This is a genomic window from Novosphingobium fuchskuhlense (genome assembly GCF_001519075.1).
Taxonomy (GTDB): domain Bacteria; phylum Pseudomonadota; class Alphaproteobacteria; order Sphingomonadales; family Sphingomonadaceae; genus Novosphingobium; species Novosphingobium fuchskuhlense.
Genome location: NZ_KQ954245.1, coordinates 133473 through 158423, shown reverse-complemented (window position 1 = coordinate 158423; position 24951 = coordinate 133473). Strand labels below are relative to the sequence as shown.

Annotated in this window: 20 protein-coding genes and 1 tRNA gene; 4 read left to right on the top strand and 17 right to left on the bottom strand. The window is 67.4% G+C overall.

Translation table 11 applies throughout. From position 1 onward, the window contains the following. Positions 1-3 precede the first annotated feature (3 nt). From AQZ52_RS10485 to AQZ52_RS10475, 3 genes are all read right to left on the bottom strand, one after another. Positions 4-1326: a sensor histidine kinase gene (locus AQZ52_RS10485; protein WP_082697985.1), complete on the bottom strand. Its 1323-nt coding sequence runs from the start codon at positions 1324-1326 to the stop codon at positions 4-6. A gap of 126 nt (positions 1327-1452) precedes the next feature. After that, positions 1453-2130: a response regulator transcription factor gene (locus tag AQZ52_RS10480; protein WP_067910167.1), complete on the bottom strand. Its 678-nt coding sequence runs from the start codon at positions 2128-2130 to the stop codon at positions 1453-1455. A 116-nt stretch (positions 2131-2246) separates the two neighbouring features. Further along, positions 2247-2549 carry a PepSY domain-containing protein gene (locus AQZ52_RS10475; RefSeq protein ID WP_205626483.1) on the bottom strand — a complete coding sequence of 101 codons (303 nt, stop codon included), beginning with the start codon at positions 2547-2549 and terminating at the stop codon, positions 2247-2249. Between the two features lie 177 nt (positions 2550-2726). Between AQZ52_RS10475 and AQZ52_RS10470 the strand changes: the two genes are divergently transcribed. Continuing rightward, a complete protein-coding gene (locus tag AQZ52_RS10470; protein WP_067910164.1) occupies positions 2727-4520 on the top strand; it encodes an ABC-F family ATP-binding cassette domain-containing protein in 1794 nt (597 codons plus the stop codon). 23 nt (positions 4521-4543) lie between these two features. Here AQZ52_RS10470 and AQZ52_RS10465 read toward each other — a convergent pair whose 3' ends face one another. The 3 genes from AQZ52_RS10465 to AQZ52_RS10455 form a co-directional block, all read right to left on the bottom strand. Next, positions 4544-5344 (bottom strand): hypothetical protein, encoded by an 801-nt coding sequence (locus tag AQZ52_RS10465; RefSeq protein ID WP_067910162.1) that lies wholly within the window; start codon positions 5342-5344, stop codon positions 4544-4546. 79 nt (positions 5345-5423) lie between these two features. After that, the gene (locus tag AQZ52_RS10460) at positions 5424-7238 is read right to left on the bottom strand and encodes a DUF885 domain-containing protein (protein ID WP_067910158.1); all 1815 of its coding nucleotides are present in this window, start codon (positions 7236-7238) and stop codon (positions 5424-5426) included. 89 nt (positions 7239-7327) lie between these two features. Then, positions 7328-7813, bottom strand: a complete 486-nt coding sequence (locus tag AQZ52_RS10455; protein WP_067910155.1) for a DUF6456 domain-containing protein — start codon at positions 7811-7813, stop codon at positions 7328-7330. A 136-nt stretch (positions 7814-7949) separates the two neighbouring features. On the opposite strand from AQZ52_RS10455, the gene AQZ52_RS10450 reads away from it, so the two are divergent. Both AQZ52_RS10450 and AQZ52_RS10445 read left to right on the top strand, forming a co-directional pair. After that, complete coding sequence (locus tag AQZ52_RS10450) at positions 7950-8519, top strand: helix-turn-helix domain-containing protein (protein WP_067910152.1); 570 nt, start codon at positions 7950-7952, stop codon at positions 8517-8519. Positions 8520-8538: 19 nt separating this feature from the next. After that, a complete protein-coding gene (locus AQZ52_RS10445; RefSeq protein WP_067912003.1) occupies positions 8539-9747 on the top strand; it encodes a glycosyltransferase in 1209 nt (402 codons plus the stop codon). Positions 9748-9806: 59 nt separating this feature from the next. Here AQZ52_RS10445 and secF read toward each other — a convergent pair whose 3' ends face one another. The 3 genes from secF to yajC all read right to left on the bottom strand — a co-directional run bounded on the left by secF (position 9807) and on the right by yajC (position 12833). Further along, positions 9807-10784: a protein translocase subunit SecF gene (gene secF / locus AQZ52_RS10440; RefSeq protein ID WP_067910149.1), complete on the bottom strand. Its 978-nt coding sequence runs from the start codon at positions 10782-10784 to the stop codon at positions 9807-9809. 12 nt (positions 10785-10796) lie between these two features. Next, positions 10797-12404, bottom strand: a complete 1608-nt coding sequence (gene secD / locus AQZ52_RS10435; RefSeq protein WP_067910146.1) for a protein translocase subunit SecD — start codon at positions 12402-12404, stop codon at positions 10797-10799. A gap of 81 nt (positions 12405-12485) precedes the next feature. Further along, positions 12486-12833 (bottom strand): preprotein translocase subunit YajC, encoded by a 348-nt coding sequence (gene yajC / locus AQZ52_RS10430; protein ID WP_067910142.1) that lies wholly within the window; start codon positions 12831-12833, stop codon positions 12486-12488. 168 nt (positions 12834-13001) lie between these two features. Between yajC and AQZ52_RS10425 the strand changes: the two genes are divergently transcribed. Next, positions 13002-13078, top strand: a tRNA-Pro gene (locus tag AQZ52_RS10425). Between the two features lie 127 nt (positions 13079-13205). Here the strand turns inward: AQZ52_RS10425 and AQZ52_RS10420 are convergent. The 8 genes from AQZ52_RS10420 to xdhA all read right to left on the bottom strand — a co-directional run bounded on the left by AQZ52_RS10420 (position 13206) and on the right by xdhA (position 24950). Continuing rightward, the gene (locus tag AQZ52_RS10420; protein ID WP_067910139.1) at positions 13206-14714 is read right to left on the bottom strand and encodes an AMP-binding protein; all 1509 of its coding nucleotides are present in this window, start codon (positions 14712-14714) and stop codon (positions 13206-13208) included. 66 nt (positions 14715-14780) lie between these two features. Next, the gene (locus AQZ52_RS10415) at positions 14781-15866 is read right to left on the bottom strand and encodes a nucleoside hydrolase (protein WP_205626465.1); all 1086 of its coding nucleotides are present in this window, start codon (positions 15864-15866) and stop codon (positions 14781-14783) included. A 1-nt stretch (position 15867) separates the two neighbouring features. Further along, positions 15868-17925, bottom strand: coding sequence for a S9 family peptidase (locus tag AQZ52_RS10410; RefSeq protein ID WP_067910136.1), 2058 nt, complete (start codon positions 17923-17925; stop codon positions 15868-15870). A 70-nt stretch (positions 17926-17995) separates the two neighbouring features. Continuing rightward, complete coding sequence (locus tag AQZ52_RS10405) at positions 17996-19006, bottom strand: adenosine deaminase (RefSeq protein ID WP_067911996.1); 1011 nt, start codon at positions 19004-19006, stop codon at positions 17996-17998. Then, a complete protein-coding gene (gene guaD, locus AQZ52_RS10400) occupies positions 18993-20288 on the bottom strand; it encodes a guanine deaminase (RefSeq protein WP_067910134.1) in 1296 nt (431 codons plus the stop codon). Before guaD ends, AQZ52_RS10405 begins: the two co-directional genes overlap by 14 nt. Further along, the gene (xdhC, locus tag AQZ52_RS10395; RefSeq protein ID WP_067910131.1) at positions 20285-21223 is read right to left on the bottom strand and encodes a xanthine dehydrogenase accessory protein XdhC; all 939 of its coding nucleotides are present in this window, start codon (positions 21221-21223) and stop codon (positions 20285-20287) included. Before xdhC ends, guaD begins: the two co-directional genes overlap by 4 nt. Further along, complete coding sequence (xdhB, locus tag AQZ52_RS10390; RefSeq protein WP_067910128.1) at positions 21223-23529, bottom strand: xanthine dehydrogenase molybdopterin binding subunit; 2307 nt, start codon at positions 23527-23529, stop codon at positions 21223-21225. Before xdhB ends, xdhC begins: the two co-directional genes overlap by 1 nt. Beyond that, positions 23529-24950, bottom strand: a complete 1422-nt coding sequence (gene xdhA, locus AQZ52_RS10385) for a xanthine dehydrogenase small subunit (RefSeq protein WP_067910125.1) — start codon at positions 24948-24950, stop codon at positions 23529-23531. Before xdhA ends, xdhB begins: the two co-directional genes overlap by 1 nt. Position 24951 lies beyond the last annotated feature (1 nt).

The window sequence follows — 24951 nt, the reverse complement described above, 5'->3', positions numbered from 1 at the left end:
GCCCTACTTCCCCGCCGAGCGCGGCAGCCGCAGCACCGCCATCAGGCCGCCCAGATCCTCGCTCTCGCCCAGCGTGATCGAACCGCCGTAAAGCTCGGCCACATCGCGCACGATGGCAAGGCCAAGGCCGGTCCCGGGCTTGCCGGTATCGAGCCGGGCCCCCCGCGCGAAAAGCTGCCCGCGCGCCGCATCCGGAATGCCCATCCCGTCGTCCTCGATCCAGATCTCGCAATGCTTCGGATCGTCGGGCACCGCGTCGATCGTCACGAAGACCGAGCCGCCTCCGTATTTCGCAGCGTTTTCGATGAGGTTGCCGAGGATCTCGTCGAGGTCCTGCCGCTCAATCGCGACGCTGGCCTCGCGGTTGCCGTCGAGGTCAAAGCGCACGGCGGGATAGAGCCGCGTGACCGCGCGCTCCACCGCCTCGGCGCTTTCGCCCACGCTGGCGCGCGAGAGGCCCGTCGCACGGCGGCCAACCGCGCGGGCCCGGGCGAGATGGTGGTCAACCTGGCGGCGCATCACCGCCGCCTCGCGGATCACCGTGTCCGCAAGGTCGTCGGCCTTGGCGGTCGCGGCGTTCATCACCACGGTCAGCGGTGTCTTCAGCGCATGGGCGAGATTGCCCGCATGGGTGCGCGCTTCCTCGGCCTGCCGCTCGGAGTGCTCCAGCAGGCCGTTGATTTCCTCCACCAGCGGCTGCACCTCGAGCGGCAGCGGCTCGTCCACCCGCCGCGCCTGGCCCTCGCGCATGTCGGCAATCGCCCGCCGCACGCGGCGCAAGGGACCAAGTCCATAATAGGTCTGCAGCGCCGCCATCGTGATCAGGCCCAGCCCCAGCACCACGAACGACCAGATCAGGATCGCCCGGATCCGCTGGATCTGTGCGTCGAGATCGCTGCGGCTCGCCGCCACCGCGAACTGCCAGCTGATCGGGCTGCCCGGCAGGATCACCGTCCGCTCGATGATCCGCAGTCGCTCACCGCCGAACTGGCTGCTGTCATAGACATGCGGGCTGCCGTCGAAGTGATCGCCTTTCAGCTTGAGCGTGCGATCCCACAGCGACCGCGACGGGAAATCCTCGTGCCCCTTGCCCGAGATCTGCCAGTAGAGCCCGCTGCTCGGCTCGAGGAACCGCTGGTCGCCCAGTGCGCGGTTGAAAAACACCTCGCCGTCCGGCCCGATCTCGGCCGAACCGACCATCGCGGTCAGCATGTAGCCCAGCTGGTTGTCGAAATTGCTCGTGGCGAGCCCCGCCATCGTCCGGTCAAGCGCAAGACCGCCGCCCAGCAGCAGGACCGAAATCCACGCCACCGCAATCAGCAGCATGCGCCGCGAAAGCGATCCCGTTTGCCGTGCGATCGCCCGCTGGCCGTCCGCTGCCGCAGCGGGCGTCGGCACGGCCTCTTCGGGGGCGATCACGGTGTGCTCCACGCGGGGTCAGGCCTCGCCGGGTCAGCCTCGCCCGCCCTGCGCCGGGTCGTCGAGGCTGTAACCGAGCCCGCGGATCGTGGTGATCACATCAGGCCCCAGCTTCTTGCGGATACGCGTGACGAACACCTCGATGGTGTTGGAATCGCGGTCGAAATCCTGATCGTAGATATGCTCGATCAGTTCGGTGCGGCTCACCACCTTGCCCTTGTGGTGGAGCAGATAAGACAGCAGCTTGTATTCCTGCGCGGTCAGCTTCACCGGCTCGCCATCCAGCGTCACGCGGCCGGAGCGGGTATCGAGCCGCACGCCGCCGGCGATCAGTTCGGACGACGAATTGCCCGAAGCGCGGCGGATCAGCGCGCGCAGGCGGGCGATCAGTTCCTCGCTCTGGAAGGGCTTGGCGAGATAGTCGTCGGCCCCAGCATCGAGCCCGGCCACCTTGTCCGACCAGCTGTCACGCGCCGTCAGCACGAGCACCGGAAAGGTCCGCCCTTCCTTGCGCCACATGCCGAGCACGGTCAGCCCGTCGATCTCCGGCAGGCCGAGATCGAGCACCACCGCGTCGTAGTCCTCGGTCGAGCCCATGAAGTGCCCGTCCTCGCCGTCGGTCGAAAGATCGACGGCATAGCCGTTCGCCTCGAGCGTCGACTTGAGCTGCTTGCCGAGGGTCGGTTCATCCTCGACGATAAGGATACGCATCGCTTGCCCCTTGCTGCACCCGCCTGCGGGCGGGACCATACTTCAGGAGGCTTGATGGAGCGACAAACCTGAACGGTCAAGGAACGGGGCGTTCTGCTCCCGGCAATCCGTTCGGCTCAGCGCGATTCGCCCAGGATCTGCCCGGTGCGTGCATCGACATCGACAAAAACCACGTGGCCACCCTGGATGAACTTCAGACGATAGGCCATCGCGGTCGGATCGTATTCGGGGCCGAGGTACTGCATGCCGCGCTTGGTCGGCAGCACACGCGCCTCGATCTCGCGCAGCGAGCGGACATTGCCGTTGCGCACATCGCGGCGGATGTCGCTCTGCTCGTCGGCGCGCTGTTGCTGCGCATCGGCGGCCGGGGCCAGCGAAACGATGAGTGCTGCGGCAAGAAGAACGGAAGTCCAACGCATCATGCGAAGCGCCATAGCCTGCGGCCTTTGAATAGCTTGTGAACGCGAGGAGAGGATCGCGTTCCCCCAAGGTCCGCTGCCCTACTGTCTCAATATGACAGAACGTGCGCACCGGTGCCAAGCTGCCTTTCGCGGATACTGGACCTCTTGCCCTGCCCCGGCTAAGCGCGCCGGATCATGGCAGCAGCACCGATCCTCAGCTGGGAAGGCCTCGGCCTCAACCAGGGCACGCATTGGCTGTTCCAGGGTCTCGATATCCAGATCGGCCCACGCGACCGGCTCGCCCTCATCGGCCGCAACGGTGCGGGGAAAACCACGCTGCTGAAGCTCCTCTCGGGCACAGTCGATGCCGACAAGGGCACCCGCTCGGTCCAGCCGGGCACGCGCATCGTCACGCTGGAGCAGGACCCGTTCTTCACCGGCTACGAAACCCTCATGGACTTCGCGCTTTCCGGCAAGGACGCCCCGCCGCGCCACGAAGTCGAATCCATCGCCGGCCAGCTCGGCATCGACCTGTCGCGCAAAGCAGACAGCGCCTCGGGCGGTGAACGCCGCCGCGCCGCCCTTGCCCGCGCGCTTGCCAGCGAGCCCGATCTGCTCCTGCTCGACGAGCCGACCAACCACCTCGATCTCGCCGCAATCGAATGGCTGGAATCCTGGCTCCAGCGCTACAACGGCGCCTTCGTCGTCATCAGCCACGACCGCACCTTCCTCGAACGCCTGACCAAGGCGACGCTCTGGCTGGATCGCGGCTCGCTCCGCCGCCGCGAGATCGGCTTCGGCGGCTATGAGGCTTGGATGGAAGCGGTCTACGCCGAGGAAGCCCGCGCGGCCGACAAGCTCGACGCCAAGCTCAAGATCGAGGCCCACTGGCTCGAACGCGGCGTCACCGCGCGGCGCAAGCGCAACATGGGCCGCCTCGAAAAGCTCTGGGAAATGCGGGCAACCCGCGCCGCGATGCTCAGCCCCCAGGGCGCGGCCAAGCTCACCCTCGCCAGCGACGATGCCAAGAGCAAGGCGGTGATTGTCGCAGACAAGATCACCAAACGCTTCGGCGAACGCGTGATCGTCAAGGACTTCTCCCTGCGCATCACCCGCAAGGACCGCATCGGCCTCGTCGGCGCGAACGGCGCGGGCAAGACGACGCTCCTCAAGCTCCTCACCGGCGAATTGGAGCCCGATAGCGGCACCGTCACGCTGGCCAAGACCCTCACCCCCGTGGTGATCGACCAGCAGCGCAGCCTGATGCAGCCCGAAAAGCGCATCCGCGATGTGGTCGCCGAGGGCAGCGACTGGATCGACGTGCAGGGGGTGCGCAAGCACATCCACGGCTATCTCAAGGACTTCCTGTTCGATCCCGGCATGGTCGAGGCCCGCGTCGGCACGCTCTCGGGCGGCGAACGCTCGCGCCTGCTGCTCGCGCGCGAATTTGCCCGCCCCTCGAACCTCCTCGTGCTCGACGAGCCGACCAACGACCTCGATCTCGAAACGCTCGACCTGCTGCAGGAAGTGATCTCGGACTACGACGGCACCGTCCTCATCGTCAGCCACGACCGTGACTTCCTCGATCGCACCGTCACGATCACGCTCGGCATGGACGGCTCGGGCAAGGTTGATGTCGTCGCGGGCGGCTATGCCGATTGGGAAAAGCAGCGCGAACAGCGCCTCGCCGGCAAGCCCGTGGCGCGCGAAACGGCCGACAAGCCCGCCGCCGCGCCACCGCCACCTCCGCCGCCCAAGAAGGCCAAGCTGACCTACAAGGACCAGCGCGACTACGAGCAGCTCCCGGATCGCATTGCCGAGCTGGAAGCGCAGATCGCCCGCGACGAAGCCGCGCTGGCCGACCCCGACCTTTACACCAAGAACCCCACCCGCTTCGCCGCCCTCACCGCGTCGCTCGACAAGGCCCGCGCCGAAAAGGACGCAGCGGAAGAACGCTGGCTGGAACTGGCGGAGATGGTGGAGGGGTAACCGGGCCTGAGAAACCCGCCGTTTCAGCCTATCTCGCCCGTCGCAAGCGCGCGCGCCAGAGCGCCCGACGCTGCGCGCGTTCTGCATTCGAAGATCGACCGCGCGAGTTCGAGTTTCCTGTTCCAACGGATCAGTGCCAGAAACGGATTGGTTTCGCGCGGAGCACGCCCCTCGCAGCGCGCGACGGGCAAGGTCTGCCCGTCCTCAACGACGGCGAAGGCGAGCGTCTCGACTTCATCGTCATGATCTTCACGCAAGACGAGATAGGGGCCCGCCGCCGCCAGCTCGGCCTTGCTGACGGGGCTTTCCCTTACGCACCGAACCGCACGATTGGCATCGCGCACGCCGCTCGCAACGTAGGCGTTGCAGTCAGGGCTATCGATGATGTGGACTTCCTCCATGTAGTCTGACAGCGCTCCGCCCGAGACCGCGCTCCTTGCCGCCGGTGTTAAAACCGTCGCATTCAAGACCCGGTCGGCATGTCCTTTGGGAACGAGATCAAACACCGCAAAGGCTGCGCCGTAATCAAACACCCATGTCCGCGGAATCTTGGTTGCCAGTTCCCGGTTGATCGCCACCGGCCGCAAGGTCGCCAATTCCGCCCTGGGGCCGCACCACCAGTCATAGGCAACAGCACCAAGAGCAAGGCTTGCGATCACCATGATCAGGCCCGCCAAGTCGAGCCTGCGCTCCTTCCGGAGGCTCGAGGCAACCCGCCTCAGCCCATGCCAGATCGCCCAAAGCAGACACCAGACAACCAACGGCGGCAGCGCGAGCGCCAGAATGAAAGCGGCATAGGCAGCAACAAGCTGGAAGAAAATCACGCGGCACCCCCTGGTAGCGTGAGGGATACATTACGCGCGAGTGTTCAACTTCCCGCTAACGCCTGTTCAAACATGGCCCTCACCCCGCCGCCAGCCGCTCCGCCGTCCGCTCCTCGATCCGCTTCTCCAGCATGAACAGCGGCATCGTGCCTTCTTCCAGTATCCCGTGGAACCACGGCAGGCTGAACTTGTCGCCCAAGGCGGCCTGCGCCTTCGTGCGCGCGGCAACCCACGCGGTGTGCCCCATCTTGTAGCTGCACGCCTGCCCGATCAGCACGCAATAGCGCTCTACCTCGCGCTGGCTGCGCGCCTCAGCAAAGCCGGTCGTCGCGACCATGTAGGCGGTCGCCTTCTCGCGGCTCCAGCGGTAGTGGTGGATGCCGGTATCGACCACCAGCCGCGCCGCGCGGAACAGGAAGGATTGGAGATACCCTGCGCGCTCCAGCGCGGAATAGCCGCCCAGCTCGTCCGCCAGCTGCTCGGCATAGAGCGCCCAGCCCTCGCCATGCGCCGAAAGGAAATAGTCCTTGAGATACAAGGGCAGCGCGCCGCCCTTCTGCGCATAGCCGCCCTGCAGGTGGTGCCCCGGAATCCCCTCGTGATAGGTCAGCGCGGGCAGCGAATAGCGCGGCCAGTCGCCCACCGACTTGAGGTTGATCCAATAGATCGCCGGGCGCGAACCATCGAGGCTGGCGCTGTAGTAATAGCCGTTCGAGGCCCCGTCCTGGATCTCCACCGGCACGCGGCGGATCTCCAGCGGCTCGCTCGGGAAGTTCGCAAAGGCCTGCGGCAGCTTCTTCGCCATCGCCGCGATCCCGGCATTGAGCGAGGCGATGAGGTCGCTGCGCCCCGCATCGCTATCGGGATAGAGCTGGTCCGGCGCATGGTTCAGCGCCGTCAGCCGCTCGCCCACCGTGCCCTTGGTATAGCCCGCGCCCTTCAGGATTGCATCGAGCTTGGCCGTGATATCCGCGACCTGCTCCAGCCCGATCCTGTGGACCTCTTCAGGCGAGAGCTTGGTCGTCGTCGCCTCCGCCAGCGCCGCTGCATAGATCGCATCGCCACCCCTCACGCGCCACGCGCCGTCGCCCGCCGGGGTCTTCGCCCGCAGCGCCTTCACCAGCGCGATCTGCCGGTCGAGCGCGGGATAGACCGCGCCGCCGACGATCTTCGCCGCCTGTGCCGCCCAATCGCCGGCAATGCCTCTGGCCGCAGTCCGCCGGGTCAGCGAACGCACCATCGCGCTGGCCTCGGGCGCGGCCCCGCGCAGCTTGGCGAGCTGGCCCAGCGCCAGATCGAGCGACCAGCGCGGCGCGATCACCCCGCGCGCCGCCAGCCGCTTCTGGCCCAGCGTGTCCTCGTCGAGCGCAAAGGCAAAGGCCTTCAAACGCGCCAGATAGGCCTCGGCATCCGCGGCCGTTTCCACCGGATGCTGGCTGTCGAGCATGTCCGGCACTTCGAAGTACACACCCTGCTGCTGGGTGATCGGATAGGGCTGCTGCACGCCTTCGATGCCGAAGGGCACGCCTGCCAGCCGCCGCTCGAACATGTAGGTCAGGATATCGCGCTGCCGCCGCACCGCCGGGCTGAGGCTGGCGGGATCGACGCTGCGCATCGCGGCAAGCCCGGCGCGGTCGAACGCCTGCACCGCCGCGCGGCCCGCCTCGCTCCGGTCATCAAGTCGCGAACGCAAGGCGGCGCGCACGCCGGTATCGAGCCCAAGCCCGGTCGCGTGCTGCGGTGTCAGCAGCAGGTTGTCGTAGAACAGGCGGTCGGCCAGCGCGGCAAAGGCGGCATCGCCCGGCGTGGCAACTCCGACGGCGTACCCCTGCGCCGGCAGCCAGGCCGTCAGCGCAGCGGTGGCAGCACCGGCGAGAAATTCACGTCTTTCCATCGAGCAGGCTCCGCGTGTCACAAAGCCTTCCGCTGGCATATCCGCCCTCCGGCAAGCAAGGTGCCCGCCCGGGTAGGCCGGGAAAATCGTCACGCCACGCCGTAGAACCCCGCCACCCGGTCGAGCGCCAGTTCCAGCACCAGCTTGCCGCTGCGCGCCGGCCAGGCCAACGCCTTTTCCGCCGCCGGCACGCCTTCGCCCGCGCAGACCACGCGCCACAGGATATCCGAAAGCCCGGGCCCCGCAGCCGCAATCGCGCCGTCAAACCGCCGCCGCGCCGCCAGCTGACGTTCTCCCGGCGTCAGCCCCGGCTCACCGCCGGCAATGCGCACCGGATCCCAGCGCATCGTCACCGAAGGCGCGAGCTCGGCCCGCTCCCAATCGGCGCGCAGCCGCTCGCCCGCCGCGAACTGCCGGTCGTTCAGATGCCCGCGCGCATGAAGCCAGGTCAGCGGCGATTCGGCGAGGTTGACCTTCACGCTGCGCACGGCCCCCGGACCCGAACCGGGCCGCACCCCGTCCTGCCGCCGCGGCCCTTCCTCGGTCAGTTCACGCTCCACCAGAAACTGCGCCATCTCGCCCCCTTTGAAAGAACAAATAAAGAACATTTGAGGTCATGCCGGAGATTAGGCCTTGTAGGAAAGCACAAAACTTGTCGCAGCGCACAAAAGCTGTAAGTGTAAAGACTATGGCCCTTCAGAGTGCGCCGACATGATCAACCGCATCCGTGATATCCGCCGTCAGAAGGGCCTGACTCTGGCCGATGTTGCCGCGCGCTGTGCGCCGCCCACCACGGCACAGACGATCGGCCGGCTCGAAACGGGCATGCGTTCGCTTTCGCTCGGCTGGATGAACCGCATCGCCGCCGCGCTCGAAGTCGATCCCCAACTGCTCGTTAAGGCCGAAGCGGAGAGCGAGCCGCAGATCATCGCGCGGCTTGCCGCCGGCGGCGCGGAAGCGCTGGCCAAGCCGATGGCCGCCGTGTTCCCGGTCGGCCCTGGATCGGCCCAGCTTGTCGTGATGACGGTCGAGGCCGGTGCCGGTGAGTACCGCTCGGGCGATCAGGTATGGCTGCGCCAGATCGGATCTGCCGATTTCGGCCGCGCGCTCAACCTCGACGTGCTGGCCCCCCGCCCCGGCGGCCGTTTCGCCTTCGGCCGCATGATCGACCGCGACGGGGACCGGGTCGCGCTGCTCCCGCCCGGTGTCGGCCAGCGCCAGGTGGTGATCGATCACCCGGCCTGGATCGGCGTTGCGGAATTGCTCGTCCGTTCGCTCTGATCTTACGCGCGAAGTGCCGGTGAAGCGCCGCCTGCTGTCGATTTCGACGCTCTATCCCGCCGCGCCGGCCCGCCCGGGCTTCGGCCGCTTCGTGGCGCGTCAGATGGAGGCGCTTGCCGCCCGCGGCGATTGGGAAGTCACGGTGATCAACCCGATCGGCCTGCCGCCGCCCCCCTTCGGCAGCGCCGGCCGCTACAAGCCGCTCGCCGCGATCCCCCCGGTGGACAGAAGCGGACCGATCACGGTTCACCACCCCCGCTTTCTCCTGATCCCGGGGCTTTCCGGTCGCTTCAACCCTTGGGCGATCACCCGCGCGGTGCTCCCACTAGCCCGCCGCCTTCATGCCGAGGCGCCGTTCGATCTGGTCGATGCGCAGTTCTTCTATCCCGATGGCCCCGCCGCCGCGAAGGTGGCCCATGCGCTTGGCCTGCCCCACGCGATCAAGGCACGCGGATCCGATATCCACCTGTGGGGCGATCGCCCCCCTGCCCTTGCCCAGATGCGCAGCGCCGCCCGCAGCGCCGCGGCCGTGCTCGCCGTTTCCGGCGCCCTCGCGCGTGATATGGCGGCGCTCGGCCTGGCCCCGTCCGGCGGGATCACCGTGCACTACACCGGGCTGGATCATGCCCGCTTTCAGCCTGTGCCCCGCGCCGCAGCGCGTGCCAGCCTTTCGGCAGGCCTCCCCCAGCTCGCGCTGGCCCCTCAGGACCGCCTTGCTGTCTGCGTCGGCGCGCTGATCCCGATCAAGGGGCAGGCCCTCGCCATCGAAGCGCTCGCCAGCCTGCCAAGCGATGTCCAGCTGGCCCTGGCCGGAACGGGCGCGGACGACGCTGCGCTGCGCGCGCGTGCCGCCGCGCATGGTGTTGCCAGCCGGGTTCATTTCCTCGGCGCTGTCAGCCATGATGTGCTGCCCGTGCTGCTCGCCGCAGCCGATGTCATGGTCCTGCCCTCGGAGCGTGAAGGCCTCGCCAATGCCTGGATCGAGGCGCTCGCTTGCGGCGCCCCGCTCGTCATCCCGCCCATCGGCGGTGCGGCAGAAGTTCTCGACCGCCCCGCCGCTGGCCGCCTCGCCGCGCGTGCGCCTGCCGCCATCGCAGCGGCCATCGCGGAAATCCTGGCCGCACCGCCTGCGCAAGCAGACGTGGCCGCGAGCGCCGCACGCTTCAGCTGGGATGTGAACGCCGAAGCGCTCGCGGCAATCTACGAAAAGGCCGCCTCAGGCCGCTGACACCGCGCGGACGCGGCTTTGAACATGCTCGGCACGGACGCGGGGGTGAAGCGCCCGCCTCAGGCTTCCCCGCGCGCCAGCCGCTCCTGCTTGTCGAGCGCGCTGTCGGTCGGCACGAAGCTCTTCGAGGTGACCTTCAGCCAGATCAGGATGGGCGCCGCCATATAGATCGAGCTGTAAGTGCCCACGAAGATGCCCAGCGTGATCGCCGCGGTGAAGCCGAAGATCACGCCCGGCCCCAGCAGCAGCAGCGCCGTCAGCGTGATCAGCATCGAGAGCGACGTCGCCAGCGTGCGGTGCAGGGTCTCGTTCACCGAAAGGTCGAGCAGCTCGGGCATCGGCATCTTGCGGTATTTCTTCAGGTTCTCGCGGATACGGTCATAGACCACGATGGTATCGTTGAGCGAATAGCCGATCAGCGTCAGCAGCGCCGCCACGATGGTCAGGTCGAACTCCAGCTGCGTCACCGCGAACATGCCCAGAGTCAGCGTCACGTCGTGGACAAGGCTGAACAGCGCGCCGATGCCGAACTGCCATTCGAAGCGCAGCCAGATGTAAGCCGCCACTGCCAGCGCCGCGAGGCCGAGCGAGAGCACCGCGCTGTGCCACAGCTCGCCAGAAACCTTGCCGGAAACCGAATCGACGCCGTCCACCCGCGCGTCGCCATGCTTCGCCTTGATGTCCGCCGTGATCGTGCGGGCCATCTTGTCCGAAAGGCCGCTGTCATGGTCCGCGCCGGCCGGCAGCTTCATGCGGATCGAGATCTCGTTGGGCTTGCCGTAGCGCTGGATGATCGGCTCGCCATAGCCAAGCGCCTCGATCTCGCCGCGCAGCTGCCCGACCGGTGCCTCGACGCTCTTGGTGAAGGTCACGCGGATCATCTGCCCGCCGATGAAATCGACGCCGAGGTTGAGACCCTTGGTGAACACCAGCGCGAGGCTGGCCGCCATCAGGAGCACGCTGACGGTGTAGAACGGCACGCGCCAGCGGAGGAACTTGATGTTCGTGTTGTCGGGAACGAGCTTGAGAAGTTTCATCTAACCGGTTCCTTAGAGCGCGATTTCGGTAGGCCGCGCCTTGCGCAGCCACTGGGCGACCCACATGCGGGTCAAGGTCACCGCCGTAAACACCGAGGTCGCGATACCGATGAGGAGCACGATGGCGAAGCCGCGCACGGGCCCGGTGCCGAATGCGGCCATCGACATCGCCGCGATCACGTTGGTGATGTTGGCATCGAAGATCGCGCGGCTGGCTTCCTTGTAGCCCGTCTCGACCGCCTGGAACACGCGGCGGCCGCGGTGCCGCTCCTCGCGGATACGCTCGTTGATCAGCACGTTGGCATCGACCGCCGCGCCGATCGTCAGCACGAAGCCGGCAATGCCGGGCAATGTCAGTGTCGTGCCGATCGAGGCCATGACGCCAAGGATCATCATGACGTTGAAGACCAGCGCGATGCAGGCGTAGGCGCCAAAACGGCCATAGACCGCGAGGATGAAGGCCACCAGCGCCAGCGTGCCGACCGCCATCGCGATCATGCCCTTGCGGATCGAGTCCGCACCGAGGTCCGGCCCGACCGTTCGTTCCTCGACGACCTTGAGGTCGACCGGGAGCGCGCCAGACCGCAGCGAAATGGCAAGGTTGCTCGCCGCCTGCGTGGTGAAGCTGCCCGAAATCACCGCGCTGCCGCCCAGGATCGGCTCGTTGATGTTGGGTGCCGAAAGCACCTTGCCATCGAGGATGATCGCGAAGGGCTTGTTGACATTCTGCGTCGTCAGCTTGGCGAACCGCGCGCCGCCTTCGGTGTTGAAGGTGATCGCCACCTGCGGTTCGTTGGTCTGCTGGTTGTTGGTCACCTGCGCATTGGTGAGCTGGTCGCCGCGAATGCCGCCGAGGCGCTTGACCGCAATCGAGCCAACCGGACCGCCGTCCTTGCCCGCCGCATAGGGCACGATCTCGCTGCCCGGCGGCACGATGCCGCGCTGGATATCGCTCTGCAGCGCGGTCGTGTCGACGAGCTTGAACTCGAGCTTGGCGGTTTGGCCAAGTAGGTTCTTGAGCGCCTGCGGATCCTGCAGACCGGGGACCTGCACGACGATGCGGTTGGCGCCCGAACGGATGATCGTCGGTTCGCGCGTGCCGAGAGCATCGATGCGCTTGCGCACCACCTCGACCGCGGTTTCCATCGCCTGCGAAACGGCAAGGTCGATGCCTTCGGGCGTCGGGGTCAGCACGAAGCGGTTGCCGTCAACGACATCAATCTTCCAGTCGCGCGCGCCGGTCAGCCCGGCCCCGTTGGTCAGGGGCAGGATCGCCTCACGCACCGCATCGACCTTGCTGGGGTCCTCGACAAGGAACGTCAGCGCGCCATCGCGGTTGGAAATGTCGCTGATGCGGATATCGGGGTTCGCCTGCTTGAGCTTGCCCCGCACCGACTCGTCCATGCCCTCGATACGCTGCTGGCGTACCTGCGCGGCGTCGGCCTCGAGCAGGATGTGGCTGCCACCCGCCAAGTCGAGCCCGAGGTTCACCTTGGGCGCATGAAGGGATGCCGGCAGTTCATAGCCCATGGTCGAGGCAATCGAGGGGATCGCCGCAGCCGCCAGGATCAGCGTCAGCGACCAGAGCCAGATCACCTTCCAGCGCGGAAATTCAAGCATTGCGAGCAGTCTTCCTGAAGGGGGCCTCGCGCATCCGGTAATGGCAGGATGGGGGCCGCTGCATCAATCGTCGTGTCGGGATCAGTCGTTCGCCGGGGCCGAACCGCCAGGCGGCAGCACGTCACCAAGCGTCGCCCGAACCGCACGCACGCGCACATTGGGGCCCAGTTCGAGATCGACGGTCGTGTCATCGACCTTGATCACCTTGCCGATGAGACCGCCTCCAGTCACCACCTGATCGCCCTTCTTCAGCCCCGCGATCTTCGCCTGCTGCTCCTTCTGGCGGCGCATCTGCGGCCGCAGGATCAGGAAATAGAGAACGGCCGCCATCCCGACGTAGGGGATGGCGGCAATGTAGATCGGTGGGCCATTGTCTGTCGCTGCAGGGACAGCGGCGGCAAGCAGAGTAAGAAGAGCAGAACCGTTCATGGCGGACAAGGCAACTTTCGCATGGGGCTTCCGGCGCGGAGGGCCAGTATCGGCTGGCGCGCTAGCAGTTTGGCATGGCTTAGGCAACTTTGCGCGGGACCGAACACATTGTGTTTGCAACAAGCCTTGCCATCCAACCGGAGCCTGCCTATACGCCCGCCTTCCGGTCGGGACGTAGCGCAGCCTGGTAGCGCATCACACTGGGGGTGTGGGGGTCGGAGGTTCGAATCCTCTCGTCCCGACCAATCATTTCAAGCGGCGCTTTTGCTCCCCCACGCGCCGCACTCAGCCTCCCGGAACCTCCTCAATCGTTGTTGCGCGCCGCCGCAAACCGCAAGGCTGGTGGTTCGGAACCTCTCGTCCCGGCCAACTTTATTCCTCCCCGGAAAACAAGCCTGCAAACTGCTTGCGCAGCTCGGCCTTCAGCACTTTGCCCATGGCATTGCGCGGAAAGTCCGGCACGATGCGGATCGCCTTGGGCTGCTTGAAGCGCGCCAGCTTTTCACGCGCCACCGCCTCGATCGCGGCAGGTTGCAGATCGGGCCGCCCTGCCATCACCACCGCCACCACGCCCTCGCCGAAATCCGGATGCGGCACGCCGATGATCGCCACATCGGTCACACCGTCCACTTCGGCGAGCACCATTTCGAGCTCGGCGGGATAGATGTTGAACCCGCCCGAGATGATGAGATCCTTGGAACGCCCCGCGATGGTCACGCGGCCGGTTTCATCCTTGAAGCCGGTGTCTCCGGTCACGAAAAACCCGTCTGGCCCGATCGCTTCCGCCGTCGCTTCGGGTCGCCGCCAGTACCCGGCGCAGAGGTTCGGACCCTTGATCTCGATCTCGCCGACCTCGCCCGCCGGCAGTTCCACGCGTGGATCGCCGCCGACCACGCGCAGCTCGACCCCCGGCAGCGGGTAGCCCACCGTGCCCGGAATGCGACCTTCCGGAGCATAGGGATTGGAGGTGATCATCGCCGCCTCGGTCATCCCGTAGCGTTCCAGAATGCGGTGCCCGGTGCGTGCCTCGATCTCGGCAAAGACCGACGGCAGAAGCGGCGCCGAACCGCAGATCATCAGCCGGATGGACCGCACCGCCTCCAGCCCGAAATCCGCGCGCTCGAGCAGGCGCGTGTAGAAGGTCGGCACCCCCATGAACACGCTGACCGTGGGGAGCAGCGCAATCACCCTGGCCGCATCGAACTTGCCCATGAGATGCACCGTAGCCGCGCTGTAGAGCCCCAGATGGAGCGCCACGAAAAGGCCATGCGCATGGAAAAGCGGCAGGCTGTGGAGAATGCGGTCAGCATCCGAAAACCGCCACGCCTCGAACAGCGCCGCGACATTCGAGGAGAGGTTGCGGTGCATCAGCATCGCGCCCTTGGGCCGCCCGGTCGTGCCCGAGGTGAACAGGATCGCCGCAAAATCGGTCTCGGCCATGACCTTCACCCGCAGATCGGGCTCGAGCCCCGCCGCCAGCGCCGGCAGCGAGCCCGAGCCATCCGGCTCCAGCGTCATCCGCGCCGGCACGTCGCCGTCCGGCACCGCCGTCGCGCTGCCGTGGACGAGCAGCACCGGCTCCGCGTCCTCTATCAGCAGGGCAAGCTCGCTCGCGGTATAAGCGGGGTTCACCGGCACGGCGATGGCGCCCGAGGCGAGCACGGCAAGATAGGTGAGCGCAAAGCCAGGCGAGTTCTCCGCCTTGATCATCACCCGGTCGCCGCGCTTCACGCCCAGCTCGGCCAGGGCGGCCCGGTAGCGCCCGATGGCGGCGGGCAGTTCGCCAAAGGTGCAGACCGTCTCCTCCTGCCACAGCCACGCAGGCTTCGCCTCATGCCCCGCATGGCGGGCAAGGAACACGGCAACGAGATTGGCATTCATGGCACGGCCTTCTCCGGCTGATCTCGCCCGCCCATAGAGCCGAGCAGCCCTGCCCGCCAAGCCGGATCAGCGCTCGCCCAGCGCCTTCGCCATCAGCGCTTCCATCCGCGCCACATCGACCGAGAGCACCACGTCCGCCTGCCCTTCATCCAGCCCCGGCCGGTAGGCATCGTGCCAGGTCAGCATGTCGCCATAGCCGGGCCCGAACTGGACATCGAAATCATACCACAGCCGCTCCGCCTTCGTGACGATGGACGGATCGAGCCAGACCGCCACGGCAATCTCGTCCCACATCGGAAAGCCCGGCTCCATCCGCCGCAGGAACGCGGCGACCGGCGGGCGCGAGGCCTTGGCTAGCCGCTCCAGCAACGCGGGCGAAAGCTGCGTCGCGGTCGAGGGATCGGCCGGCACGATCGTCACCTTCGGCCACGGCGCGTGCGCGGTCATGCTCGCCGCCTCCGGATCAAAGCGGATGTTGAACTCGCGCCGCGGCGTATTCACGAACTCGCGCGCGAAGTCCGCAGCAGACTTGCCCTCCAGCACCTGCTTCGGCGCAAGGCTGCCGCCCATGATCACCAGTTCCTTGACCAGCGTGGCAAACTCCGGATCGAGCCGCTGCGCCAGCGCCAGATTGGTGAGCGGCCCGGTCGCCAGGATCGTCACCTGATGCGGATGCGCGCGCACCGTGCGGATCAGGAACTGTGCCGCCGGCTCGTTCAGCGCCTTCAGCTTCGGGTTGCCCCAGGGCAGGTCCACCGGGTCGAACGGGCCGTGATAGGGCGGGGTCGATTGCGCGGTCGGCTCGGCCCAGCGCTTCATGAACGCGCCCTTCCACACGAGCTTGCCGTAAAGCGCCTCCCACCGCTCGGTGCGTGCCTCGCTGTTGAGCAACGGAAAGGTCGCGCCCTGCGCCACCGGCACTTCGGTCCGGCCCAGCAACTCCAGCCCGCGCAGCACCATCGCGGTCGCCCGGTTCGCCCAGACATTGCCCGAAACCGTGGTGATCCCCAGCACTTCGACGCGGGGGTCCTCCAGCAGCATCAGATGCGGGATCGCGAAACCCTCGTCATCGATGATCACCTGCCGCTTCGGCTCGGCCGCCCACGCGGGAGCCGCTAACACCAGCAGCAAGGCAAGGAGGACCCTTCGCACCTTACTTCTTGCCCGCGTCGGTCCGGTACTTGTCGAACCACGCAAGGATCGCCGAGGCCTTGGCCGCCGATTGCGAGGGCCGCGCGGTGAACCCGCCGTGGCTGGCACCGGGCACCTTGACCAGCGCGGTCGGCACGCCCCTGATCTGCAGCGCGGCGTAATACTGCTCGGATTCGCTCACCGGCGTGCGGTAATCCTCGCTCCCCACCACAACCATGGTCGGCGTCTTCACATTGCCCACCAGCGAGAGCGGCGAGCGGTTCCAGTAGCTCATCGGGTCTTCCCATGGCTGCTTCCTGAACCAGTAGCGCGAGGTGAAGCCGGTGCCGTCCATCGTCAGCGCCTCGCTGATCCAGTTGATCACGGGCTTCTGCGCCGCTGCCGCCTTGAAGCGGTCGGTCTTGCCGACAATCCAGCTTGTCAGCACCCCACCGCCCGAACCGCCGGTGACAAAGAGGTTGTCGGGATCGGCCACGCCCTTGGCCACTGCGGCATCAACCGCGCTCATCAGATCGCCGTAATCATCGCTCGGATAGTTCTTGTCGATCGTGTTGGCGAACTCGCTGCCATAGGATGTGGAGCCGCGCGGATTGGTGAACAGAACCGCATAGCCGTGCGCCGCATAGAGCTGGTCGTCGGTCGAGAAGACCTGCCCATAGGCGCTGTGCGGCCCGCCGTGGATCTCGAGCACCAGCGGCACGCGCTTGCCCGCCTGATACCCCGGTGGCAGCACCAGCCACGCCCCGATCTTGCGCCCGTCGCTCGCCGTCACATCCAGCGGCTCGACCTTGCCGAGCGTCTTGGCCGAGAGGAGCGTCTCGTTAAGCTGCGTCACCTGCCGCTTGCCGACGAAGAGATTGGCCGGACGCAGGCCGCCGCTGGCGTCTCCCGTCCACGCGATCACGCCGCCCTTGGAAACGCTGAAACTGCCGCCGGTGTAAGGCCGATCAAGCCCGCCCCCGGCCAGCCCTTCGGCCAGCACCGTCAGCTTGCCCGCCAGATCGACCCGCGCGACCTTGCGCACCGCCTTGTCATCATAGGAGACATAGACCGAGCGCCCGTCCGCCGCCCACTGCAAATCCTCGATGTTGCGATCGAGCGAGGCCGTCAGCGCGCGCGCGTTCGAACCATCACGGTCCATCACATAGAGCGCGCCCGGCTGGTAGCTCAGATGCGTGTCATCAAAGCCAAGATAGGCGATCTTGCTGCCATCGGGCGAAAGCACCGCGTTCTGGTCCGGCCCATAGCGTCTGGTCAGCTGTGTCAGCACCCCGCTTGCCACATCGAGCGCGAAGACCTCGCTATCGTTCGGCTCGCGCTCCCAGTCCGCGCGGCGGTTGGAGGACAGCACCAGCGTCTTGCCGTCGGAGGAAAACGAAAGCGGTCCCGAAACATCGAACTTGCCGAAGGTCAGTTGGCGCGGTGCACCGCCATCGGCGGCCACGACAAACACCTGATCGAACCCCGGCTTGATATAGCCGCCGCCGTCGGCACGGTAGGTCACGCGGTCGATCACCTCGAGCGGCTCGGCCCACTTCGCGCCCTCGGGCTTGTCCGGTGCCGCGCCGAACCTGGTCGGCTCGCCCGGCACATGCATGACATAGGCAAGTCGCTTGCCATCGGGCGACCACGCGAGGCTCGAAGGCGAATCCGGCAGCTGGGTGATCCGCGCCGTCGCGCCGCTATCCATCCAGCGCACGTATAGCTGCGGCGAACCGCTTTCCTCCGCCCCGACATAGGCCAGCCGCTTGCCATCGGGCGACCACACCGGCGCAAACTGCGAGCCGGAGCCGGCCAGCGGCACCTGCTCGCCGGTCTTCACGTCAACCAGCCAGATCGCCGAGCGCATCCTGTCCGCCATCACGTCGCCCGATTTGCGCACATAGGCAACGCGCGTGCCGTCCGGGCTGATCTGGGGGCTGTCCGCCATTTCGAGGCCGAACAGGTCCGCGCCGCCGAAGTCCCGCGAGGGCTGTTCCGTGGTCGGCGCGGGCGCGGACTGCGCGACAGCCGGCATGCAGGTCGAAAGCAGAAGCAGGGCAAGCGTCTGGCGAAGCATGGAGAATTCCCGAAGACTGAAGCTAAGCGCCTTTCTTGGCCTGCTCCCCCGCTCCGACGCAAGAGGTGTTTTAGTCAAGTGCAACAGCATCAATCGCCGCAAGGTGCCGCGCCACTGCGTCCGGCGGCAGGAACGATCCCGTAAAGCTGTTCTTCGCAAGCTGGACCAGATCGCCCCGGACAAGCCCCCGCGCCTCGGCCACCGCGCGGTAGTTGTCCGCAACATAGCCGCCGAAATAGGCCGGATCGTCCGAATTGACCGTAGCCCTCAGCCCCGCCGCCAGCATCCGGTCGAGCGGATGCGCGGCGAGGTCATCCACCACGCACAGCTTGAGGTTTGAAAGCGGGCAGACCGTCAGCGTCATCCCCTCACGCGCCAGCCGCGCCACCAGCGCGCCGTCCTCCAGCGCCCGGTTGCCATGGTCGATCCGGTCGACGCCAAGGACATCGAGCGCTTCGTGGACATAGGCCGGAGGGCCCTCTTCCCCCGCATGCGCCGTCAGCTTCAGCCCCTTGGCCCGCGCCGCTGCAAAGACCCGCGCAAACTTGCCCGGCGGATGCCCCAGTTCGCTCGAATCCAGCCCCACCGCCGCAATCCGGTCCAGCCAGGGCTCGGCCTGTTCCAGCGTCTCGAACGCCGCGTCTTCAGAAAGGTGCCGCAGGAAGCTCATGATCAGCGCCGAGGTGATCCCCAGCCGCGCCTCCGCCTCGGCCATGGCCGCGAGCAGACCCTCGATCACCGCGCCGAACGCGATCCCCCGGTCCGTATGCGTCTGCGGATCGAACATGATCTCGGCATGGACCACCCCGTCCGCCGCCGCGCGCTCGAAATAGGCCATGGCCAGATCGCGAAAGTCCGCCTCTGTCTGCAGCACGCCCGCGCCTGCATAGTAGATATCGAGGAAGTCCTGCAGGTTGGAAAAGGCATAGGCCGCGCGCACATCCTCCACGCTCGCATAGGGAATGGCGATCCCGTTGCGCTCCGCCAGCGCAAACATCAGCTCCGGCTCGAGGCTCCCCTCGATGTGGAGGTGCAGCTCCGCCTTGGGCAGCCGCCGAATGAAACGTTCAAGCGTGTCCATGGCCGGCATCCCTATCCCAAACGCAGCGCCCCAGCACATAGGTCCGCCGCACCGCGCGATCATCGCCCAGTATCTGCAAGGCGAACAGCCGCTCCGCCAGCGAAGCCCCCGCCGTCCGCCGCGCCATCAGCGGCGTGGCGGCGTCATCCAGCACCACGAAATCGGCCTCCTGCCCCTCGGCCAGCAAGCCCACCTCGCCGTCGATATGGAGCAGCCGCGCCGAACCGCCCGTCGCCAGCCACAGCGCGCGGAAGGGATCGAGCACATGGCCCCCCGGCAGCCCCGCTTGATAAGCTAGCCCCGCGTTATGCAGCAGCGAAAGCGATGTCCCTGCCCCGATATCGGAGCCCAGCCCCAGCCGCACCCCGTGCCGCTCGGCTTGCGCAAAATCGAACATGCCCGAACCGAGGAAGAAGTTCGAACTCGGGCACACGGCAATCCCGGCACCGCTCTCTGCCAGCCGCTCGCATGACCGGTCTGGCAGATGCACCCCATGCGCAAACACCGACCGGTCAGTGACCAGGGCGAACCGGTCATAGGCATCGAGATAGTCCGCCGCCTCGGGAAACCGCGCCGCCACTTCGGCAATCTCGCGGGTGTTCTCAGCCAGATGCGTGTGCAGCAGCACCCCCGGATGTGCGGCAAGCAAGTCTCCCGCCACCGCCAGCTGCGCATCGGTCGAGGTCAGCGCATAACGCGGCGTCACCGCATACCCCAGCCGGGCGCGCCCATGCCACTTGGCGATCAGCGCCTCGCTTTCGGACCGCGCTTCCTCCACCGTATCGCGCAGGCCCTCCGGCCCCAGATCCATCAGCACCTTGCCGCAGATCATCCGCAGCTCCCGCGCCTCCGCCGCCGCAAAGAACGCCTCGACGGAAGCGGCATGGACAGTGCCGAACACCAGCGCGCTCGTCGTCCCGTGCCGCAGCAGTTCATCGAGGAACGCCTCCGCCACGCCCGCCGCATGGACCGGATCAGCAAAGGCCTTCTCCGCCGGAAAGATATGCCGCTCCAGCCAGTCGAGCAGCTGCGCTCCATGGCTCGCGATGCGGCCCAGCTGCGGGTAATGCACATGCGCATCGATGAAGCCGGGGACGATCAGCCCCTTCAGCCGCTCCACCGCCAACCCCGGAAAGCGCGGTGCCACCTCTGCAAAGGCCCCGCGCGCCACCACGCGCCCGGCTTCCACCACCAGCAGCCCATCGGCCTCATGCCGCACCGCATCCGGCGCTCCTGCCGGATCGTGCGACAGGCTCAGGATCTCCCCGCGAAAGCCCTTCATGCCGCCTCAGCCCGCACCGCAGCCGCCTGCGGCAATTGCAGCAGCTGCGCGAGCAGCGCCACCGCGATCACATCCGGCTCCTTCCCCGTCACGCCGGGCAGGCCGATCGGACACGTCAGCCGCCCCCGCGCCTCGGCGGAAACCCCAGCCCGCTCCAGCCGCGCCAGAAACCGCGCGCGCTTGGTCTGCGAACCGATCAGCCCGGTAAACGCCAGCGCAGGCCGCTGCAACGCTGCCAGTGCAAGCCGGTAATCGAGCCCATGATCGTGCGTCAGGATCACCAGCGCCGCCTCCTCCGGCGCTTCGGCCACGCACGCTTCGATATCCGCATCCGCCACCAAGGTCACACCTGAAAGGCCCACAAACGCCGGCCGGGTATCGAACCATGCCAGTCGCAGCGGCAGCCCGCCCGCATGGCGCGCAATCGCCTGTCCGACATGCCCTGCGCCAAACAGCCAGAGCGGCCGCCGGAAGCCGCCGATCACCTCGGCCAGCCGCGCGCCCTCGCCCGGCTTGTCACCCCGGGCGGATACCGGCTGCGCTGGCTCATCCGTCACCTGCCGCTCGATCCCGTCCGGCCGCAGCACGCTCACCAGCACCCGGCCCTCGCGCGCCTCGGCCAGCCAGCCCAGCGCCTGCCTGTCCACATGCTCCACCAGCAGCCGCATCCGCCCACCGCAGCATTGGCCGAGCAGGGGCCCAAGCGGATAGTCCTGCACCCGCCATGTTCCAGGCGCGTGGTCCAGCACGCAGCGCGCCTGCTCCGCCGCGCGAAACTCCAGCGCCCCGCCGCCAATCGTGCCGAAAAGCCCGTCTGCCGTCATCAGCATCCGCGTCCCCGCCCCGCGCGGCGCGGAGCCTTCGGTCGCCAGCACGCTCACCATCGCCACCGGCCCCGCCGCCGCCAGCCGCGCCAGATCGCCCGGCCAGTCCATCACGCGCGCATCCCGGCAATCGCGCGCAGCACCGCCTCGGGCGTCGCCGGCGCGTCGAGTCTGGGCATATCCCGCACGTCGGGCGCGGTCGCCGCAATCGCTGCCGAGATCGCCGAGAACACCGAATTGGCCAGCATCAGCGGCGGCTCGCCCACCGCCTTGGAACGGTGGATCGTGGGTTTCACGTTCTCCCCGTCCCACAAGTCGATCCGCATCCGCTTCGGGCGGTCGGACGCGGTCGGCACCTTGTAGGTCGCGGGCGAATGGTTGAGCAGCCGGCCCTTCGCGTCCCATTCCACCACTTCGGTGGTCAGCCAGCCTTGCCCTTGCAGGAAACCGCCCTCGATCTGCCCCCGGTCGATCGCCGGGTTCAGCGAGCGCCCGACGTCGTGCAGAATGTCCACTGCCAGCACCCTGTGCTCACCGGTCAGCGTGTCGACCACCACCTCGGACACCGCCGCGCCATAGGCGAAATAATAGAACGGCCGCCCCCGGTGCGAGGCCCGGTCGTATTCGATTTCCGGCGTCGCGTAGAACCCGGTGGACGACAGCGAAATCCGCCCCAGCCAAGCCTTGCGCGCCGCTTCGGCAAAGCTCATCCGCGCCGCGCCCGCCACAACACCCTCAGGCGTGAACCTGACGTCATCCGCGCCGCAGCCGAACACATGCGCCAGAAAATCGGCCATCCGCGCCCGGATCGTCATGGCCGCACGCCATGCCGCCATGCCGTTGAGGTCCGCGCCGGATGAGGCCGCCGTCGCTGAAGTATTGGGCACCTTGTCGGTCCGCGTCGCGGTGATCCGCACCGCATCGACGCCGACACCGAACACGTCCGCCACGATCTGCGCGATCTTGATGTGGAGCCCCTGCCCCATCTCGGTCCCGCCATGGTTCGCCTGGATGGAACCATCGGAATAGACATGGACCAGCGCGCCGGCCTGATTGAGGTGCGTGGTGGTAAAGCTGATGCCGAACTTGACCAGCGTCAGCGCGATGCCCTTTTTGAGCACCGGCGAGCCCGCATTGAACGCCGCAATCGCCTCCCGGCGTGCATCGTAGCGCGCGGTTTCCCGCAGCCGCGCAATCAGCTCAGGGGCGATATTGTCCTCGATGGTCATGTCATAAGGCGTCACATCGCGCCCCGGTCCATAGAGATTGCGGATGCGCACATCGAGCGGATCAAGCCCCAGCTGCGCTGCGACATGATCGCACACCCGCTCGATCGCCAGCATCCCCTGCGGACCGCCAAAGCCCCGGAACGCCGTCGCCGAAACCGTATTGGTCTTCAGCCGCTCCGAGACAATCTCGACATCGGGCAGGAAGTAGCAGTTGTCGGCATGGAACATCGTGCGGTCGTTGATGCCGGGGGAAAGGTCCATGGTCGCCCCGCAGCGCCCGGCAAACCGCAGCTTGACGGCGCAAAGCCGCCCCTCGGCATCGTGACCAACGTCATAGTCGACCTCGAAATCATGGCGCTTGCCGGTCACGATCATGTCGTCGTCGCGGTCGCAGCGGAACTTGGCCGGCCGCCCGGTGTGGTGCACTACCAGCGCAGCGGCGGCGGCAAACAGCGCGGCCTGGCTTTCCTTGCCGCCGAAGGCCCCGCCCATCCGCCGCACTTCAACCGTGACGTCGGCACTGGGCTTCCCCAGCAGATGCGCCACCAGATGCTGCACTTCGCTCGGATGCTGGCTCGATGAGACGACGTGAATCTGCCCGTCCTCGCCGGGCCGCGCATGGGCGACCTGCCCCTCCAGATAGAAGTGATCCTGCGCCCCGATCCGCAGCGAACCGGCCAGCCGGTGCTCTGCCGCCGCGAGCGCTCCATCGGCATCCCCGCGCGCCATGCGCTGGTCCGCCTCGATCCGCGACCCCGCCGCGCGCGCCTGCGCGCTGGTGATCGCCGGTTCCAGCGCCTCGTATGTCACCTTGCCCAACCGCGCCGCCTTGCGTGCGGCGAGCCGCGTTTCCGCCGCCACAAGGAACACGGGCTGGCCGTGGCTCACCACCTCGCCATCGGCCAGCACCCGGTCGTCATGCGCAATCGGGCCGACATTGTTCTCGCCCGGAATATCCGCCGCCGTATAGACTGCCACGACGCCCGGGAACGCCAGCACCCGCTCCAGATCGATGCCCGTGATCCGCGCCCGCGCCTCGCTCGAAAGCCCGAACGCGAGATGCAGCGTGCCCGGCAGTTCGGGTTCGTCATCAACGTATCGCGCCAGCCCCGCAACATGCAGATGCGCGCTGTCGTGCGGCAGCGCCGGCATCGCGGCTTGCGGCCAGAGCGGGTTCCCCTCGGCCATCAGCAGGCCTCCACATCGAGCACGCAGACCGCCGCCCCCTGCTCGCGGTACCACAGCCGCCAGAGCAAGGCGGAAGCCGCCTCGATCCGGTAGGCCGCCGTCCCGCGCACGTCGGTCAGCGGGTTGAAATCCGCCGTCAGAGCCTCAGCCGCCGCAGCGATGGTCGCCTCGCTGAACGGCTGGCCAGCGAGCACGGCCTCGCAGCCCGCTGCCCGCCGGGGTGTCGCCGCCATGCCGCCAAAGGCAACCCGCGCGGCGGTGATCGTCCCCGCCTTCACCGTCAGCGCGAAGGCCCCGAGCACTGCCGAGATATCGCTGTCAAACCGCCGCGAAAGCTTGGACACATGGATCACGTTGCCCGCTGCCGGACGCGGCACGAACACGCTCTCGACAAACTCCCCCGGCCGCCGGTCCTGCTTCCCATAATCGAGGAAATAGTCCTCCAGCGGCAAGGTCCGCCGCCCCGCTGCCGACCGGAGCGTCAATTCCGCCCCCAGCGCAATCAGCGCTGGCGGCCCGTCACCGATCGGCGAGCCGTTGGCGATGTTCCCGCAGACGGTCGCCGAAGAGCGCACCTGCAGCCCCCCGATCCGCCGCACCAGTTCGCCAAGGTCCGGATGCAGCCGCGCCAGCGCCCCATGCGCCTCGGCATAGCGCACCCCCGCGCCGATCCGCAGACCCCCGGCGGTCTCCTCAAGCCCCTTGAGGTCCGCCACATCGCCGATGAACACGAGGGCATCCAGATCGCGCAGCCCCTTGGTCACCCACAGGCCCACGTCGGTCGCCCCGGCCACGATCCGCGCTTCCGGATGGGCAGCCAGCACATCCACCAGCGCGTCGGAAGAACGCGGCACAAACCACTGCCGCCCGTCGAAATTGCCGCACGCCATGTCATCGCCGGCAAGGCCAGCCAGCCCAGCCAGCACCGCACGATCATCCTGCGCCAATCGTGGAACCGCCTCGCCAGCTTCCAGGATCGGCCCATACCCCGTGCAGCGACACAAGTTGCCCGCAATCGCGTCCGCAACCGGCAGTTCGCTCCCCAGCGCGCCGATGGCCCGCCCATGCAGCGACATCACGAAGCCCGGCGTGCAGAACCCGCACTGCGAGCTGCCATTGGCCGCCATGCACGCCTGCAGCGGGTTCAGCGCCCCCCCGGCAGAGAGGCTCTCCACCGTCATCACCGCCTTGCCGTGGATCATCGGCAGAAACAGGATGCAGGCATTCACCGCGCGCCATTGCACCCCCTCGCCAGCCGCCTCGCCCACCAGCACCGTGCAGGCGCCGCAGTCCCCTTCCGCGCAGCCTTCCTTGGTGCCAGTGCGCCGCAGCGGCCCGCGCAAGGTCTCCAGCAGCGTGGCCGTCGGATCGGGCGCCGCCAGTTCCACCACCGCGCCATCGAGGAGGAAGCGCACCCCCACG